Here is a 3,848-nt window from a genome sequence, read left to right as displayed (position 1 = left end):
ACGCACCAGACCCCGCTCACCTGCGCCGACAAGGCACCGCCGCTTCCCTCCGACCTGATCCGCCGGACAGGCCCTAGTCCCTTGCCAGGGCCGGTCGGACGAACCGGTAGTCGAACCGGACGCGGCCGTCCGCCCCGAGGACCAGGAACGTGGCGCCTCACCCGTACCACCCGAACCGCTCCGCGATCACCGGCAGTCGGTCGGCGACGATGGCGTGCGCGGCGGCCCGCGGCGTCGTCCCGTCGGCCTCCGCGCGGGCCAGCATCTGGTCGATCAGCGCCCGCATGGAGCGCCGCGTGTACGCGAACGCCTCGTCCGCGTCGGGGCCGATGTCCCCGAAAAGCGTCCACCACCACCAGGCGTTCGTCCCGGAGTTGACCACGACGTCCGGCAGCACGACGACCCCGCGCGCGGCCAGGGACTCCTCCGCCTGCGGCAGTACGGGCATGTTGGCCGCCTCGACGATCCAACGGGCCGTGATCCGGTGTTCGTTCGTGGTGTCGATCGCGTACGAGACCGCCGCGGGCACCAGCACCTGCGCGTCGGTGGACAGCCAGGCGTCACCGGGAAGTTCCTGGTCGGCCGGGCGCAGCGCCGAGCGGTCGACCGTCCCGTAGGTGTCCCGTGCCGCGAGCAGTGTGTCGATGTCGAGCCCGTCCGGGTTCGCGATCGTGCCCTTGATGTCGGCGACCGCGACGACCGTGAGCCCCGCGCGCGCGAGGAAACGTGCGGTGGCGCCGCCCATGGTGCCCAGGCCCTGCACGGCGACGCGCGTCCCCGCGTACGCCACCCCGGCGCGGTCCAGGGCCGCGAGTACCGACTCGGCGACTCCGCAGCCGCCGACCAGCTCGTCGAGGCCGATCCCCTCCACCTCGACCCTGAACGCGTCCGCGAGCCGCCGTCGCGCCGTCGCCTCGTCGTCCAGCAGCGGATACACGGCCTGGACGGACGAGACGAGCCCCGCCTCCACCGCGGCCCGGTCGACCAGATCCTGAGTGAGTCCCAGGTCCTCGCCGGTGGTCCAGAATCTCTCGATGTACGGGCGCATGGCACGCAGATAGCGCACCAGCAGCCCGTACGCGGCCGGGTCCTGGGGATCGCAGTCGATGCCGCCCTTGGCGCCGCCCAGCGGGATGTAGCGGCCTTGGGGATTTTCGGGGTTGTAGTGCAGTGCCTCTTTCATGGTCATGCCCCGGGCCAGCCCCGCGACCTCGTCCAGCGTGCAGCCGTTGCGCATCCGCAGCCCGCCGCTGGAGACGCCCCGGACGAGCCGGTCGACCACGAGGAAGCCCTGGTGGCCCGTGACGTGGTCGGTCCAGGTGAGCGTGATCAGGGGGGCGGTCATCGGGTCTCCTCGGGGACGGCGGTCAGGGTGGGTCCGGGTGCGCGCGGCGCCTCGGTGAGGGCGCCGTGGTGACAGCACTCGGGAACGATCCCCTCGCCGCCGGTGAGTACTCCGGCCTCCATGGTGCCTCCCTGGGTGCAGGGGGCGGCGAGGCCGCGGACCCACCGGAACCATTACTGAATGGCTAGTCAGTATCGGAAGCGGTTCCGGGCTCTGTCAATTTACTGAACCGATCACCGGTGGCTCGAAGCGCAGATCGGCCCGCAGGACCCGTGGATGGTGCGCGAGTGCCTTGGCGGGGTCGAGGACCTTTCCCTAGGTGAGCGTCGAATACCACTCCACGGCGCGGAAGAAGAGGGTGCGCTGCGGAGTTAGGGAGATGCGGGCCATGGGGTCACCTCCGATGGATGTCGAGCGCGGCGCTCGATGCGTCGGGCTCGGGCGCCCCGTGCGGACGTCCGCACCGTACGACGGACCGGGAGCCCGCGGTGGTGACACCGGGCCCTGGCATCGCGGTCTGTGCCGGGGACATCGCGCTGTGACACCCTCGACCCGGCGCTGTCAGAGGGGCCGACCATAATGGAAAGCCTGACCGACTCCACTTGGAGGTGCCGTGACCGGTTTCCGTACGTTGAGCTCCGGGCTCCGCGCGTTGCAGCCCGCCGCCTTCGGCGCGGACCCCGGCGGTGAGCGCATGGAGCGCATCCGCAGATCGCCGCATTTCGCTGACGGTGTCTTTCAGAACCCGGTGAGTGCCCGGACCCGCCCCGACGGCTCCATGCTCCACTTCGCGAAGGTGTACTTCCGCAAGGAGGAGCGCGCGCACCGCGCCCCCACGGGCACGGTGCCGGTGCACGCCACCACGCTCGCCGACCTGTCCAAGCCCCCGGTGAGCGGCCTGCGGCTGACCTGGATGGGACACTCCAGCGTGCTCGCCGAGATCGACGGGCACCGCGTGCTCTTCGACCCGGTCTGGGGCGAGCGCTGCTCCCCGTTCGACTTCGTCGGTCCCAAGCGGCTGCACCCGGTGCCCCTGCCGCTGGCCGCGCTCGGCCCGGTCGATGTCGTCGTCATCTCGCACGACCACTACGACCACCTCGACCTGCCCACCATCAAGGCCTTGGCCGACACGGACACCGTCTTCGCGGTGCCGCTCGGCGTCGGCGCTCACCTGGAGCACTGGGGCGTCTCGGCGGACCGGCTGCGCGAGCTGGACTGGCACGAGACGACGAAGATCGGCGGCATCTCCCTGACCGCCACACCGGCCCGGCACTTCTGCGGCCGCGGCATGCGCAACACCCAGCACACCCTCTGGGCCTCCTGGGTGGTCGCGGGTGACGAGCACCGGATCTACCACAGTGGTGACACCGGCTATTTCGACGGATTCAAGGACATCGGCGCCGAGCACGGCCCGTTCGACGCCACGATGATCCAGATCGGCGCGTACAGCGAGTTCTGGCCCGACATTCACATGACGCCCGAGGAGGGCATGCGCACGCACCTGGACCTCCAGGGCGGGCAGCCCGGCGGCGTGATGCTGCCCATCCACTGGGGCACCTTCAATCTGGCCCCGCATGCCTGGGCCGAGCCCGGTGAGTGGTCCGTGGACGCCGCGGCGGAGGCCGGCCAGGCTCTCGCCACGCCTCGGCCTGGCGAGCCGTTCGAGCCTGCGGGTGACCTTCCGACTGATCCGTGGTGGCGCGCGGTGGCCGCGCCCATTGCGCACCCCTGGCGTCGTCCGAAGTCGGCTGTGGTGGAGCCGAAGCCGGCCCCGACCGACCTTGACCTTGTGGGCGATCGCTGACAGCCGGCGATGGACGATCTTGAGGGGATGGCGCGGATCCTTGGCCGTATGTCGGCTGAGGACCGTCAGCGGCTGGTGGGCGAGATCGACGGGCCCGGGAGGAAGCACTGATCGGATCGAGCGGAGTTCGTTGGCGCTCGTACATCTCCTCCTACCAGTCAGGGGCGTTCTTCCTGAACTTGCGGTGCGGTGGTGTCACTACGCGTCCGCCGGTCTGTGCGCCCAGCCCCTGATAGCCGGCATCGGCGAGGATCTCGACCGCGGGCCCGCCGGTCAGGAGCTTGACCAGCCCCAACTGGCGTGCGTGGGTGATGTCCGCGCAGTTGGCGGGCCGGGCTGCAAAACAGCACACGTCCTTCGCCGTCCGTGACCACCATGGATTAGACGGCGTTCTGCTTGTTCTTGCCGGAGATGAACTTGTCCCGGTCCTTGCGTCAGGCGGCCGGCCGCCGGACCCGGATCTCGGTGCATCCAACGCCGCCTCGGCCATGAACCCGTCAACTGGAGACCCTGCTCCCCGCACCACGACCAGCCGGCGCGGTTCGCGGTCTCCAGATCCACGGCCGCGGGCAGCGCGAGCAATTCCTCGCGCATCAGGCCCCGCCGAGTATCGGTTTAGGGCCTGTCCGGCGGATCAGGTCGGAGGGAAGCGGCGGTGCCTTGTCGGCGCAGGTGAGCGGGGTCTGGTGCGTCGAGCTG

The 3,848-nt window shown here is 70.4% G+C and carries 4 protein-coding genes; 1 reads left to right on the top strand and 3 read right to left on the bottom strand.

Features of this window, described 5'->3' with window-relative positions; all coding sequences use genetic code 11:
• Positions 1-157: 157 nt before the first annotated feature.
• Both ACX28W_RS43705 and ACX28W_RS43700 read right to left on the bottom strand, forming a co-directional pair.
• Complete coding sequence (locus ACX28W_RS43705) at positions 158-1,345, bottom strand: Glu/Leu/Phe/Val dehydrogenase dimerization domain-containing protein (protein ID WP_459005655.1); 1,188 nt, start codon at positions 1,343-1,345, stop codon at positions 158-160.
• A complete protein-coding gene (locus tag ACX28W_RS43700) occupies positions 1,342-1,467 on the bottom strand; it encodes a hypothetical protein (protein ID WP_459005654.1) in 126 nt (41 codons plus the stop codon). Before ACX28W_RS43700 ends, ACX28W_RS43705 begins: the two co-directional genes overlap by 4 nt.
• Before the next feature lie 491 nt (positions 1,468-1,958).
• Between ACX28W_RS43700 and ACX28W_RS43695 the strand changes: the two genes are divergently transcribed.
• Positions 1,959-3,149 (top strand): MBL fold metallo-hydrolase, encoded by a 1,191-nt coding sequence (locus tag ACX28W_RS43695; protein WP_459005653.1) that lies wholly within the window; start codon positions 1,959-1,961, stop codon positions 3,147-3,149.
• A gap of 151 nt (positions 3,150-3,300) precedes the next feature.
• Here ACX28W_RS43695 and ACX28W_RS43690 read toward each other — a convergent pair whose 3' ends face one another.
• Positions 3,301-3,501: a hypothetical protein gene (locus tag ACX28W_RS43690; RefSeq protein ID WP_459005652.1), complete on the bottom strand. Its 201-nt coding sequence runs from the start codon at positions 3,499-3,501 to the stop codon at positions 3,301-3,303.
• Positions 3,502-3,848 lie beyond the last annotated feature (347 nt).

This window comes from Streptomyces sp. SD15 (genome assembly GCF_054462255.1).
This window is presented reverse-complemented; position numbering and strand designations above follow the sequence as displayed.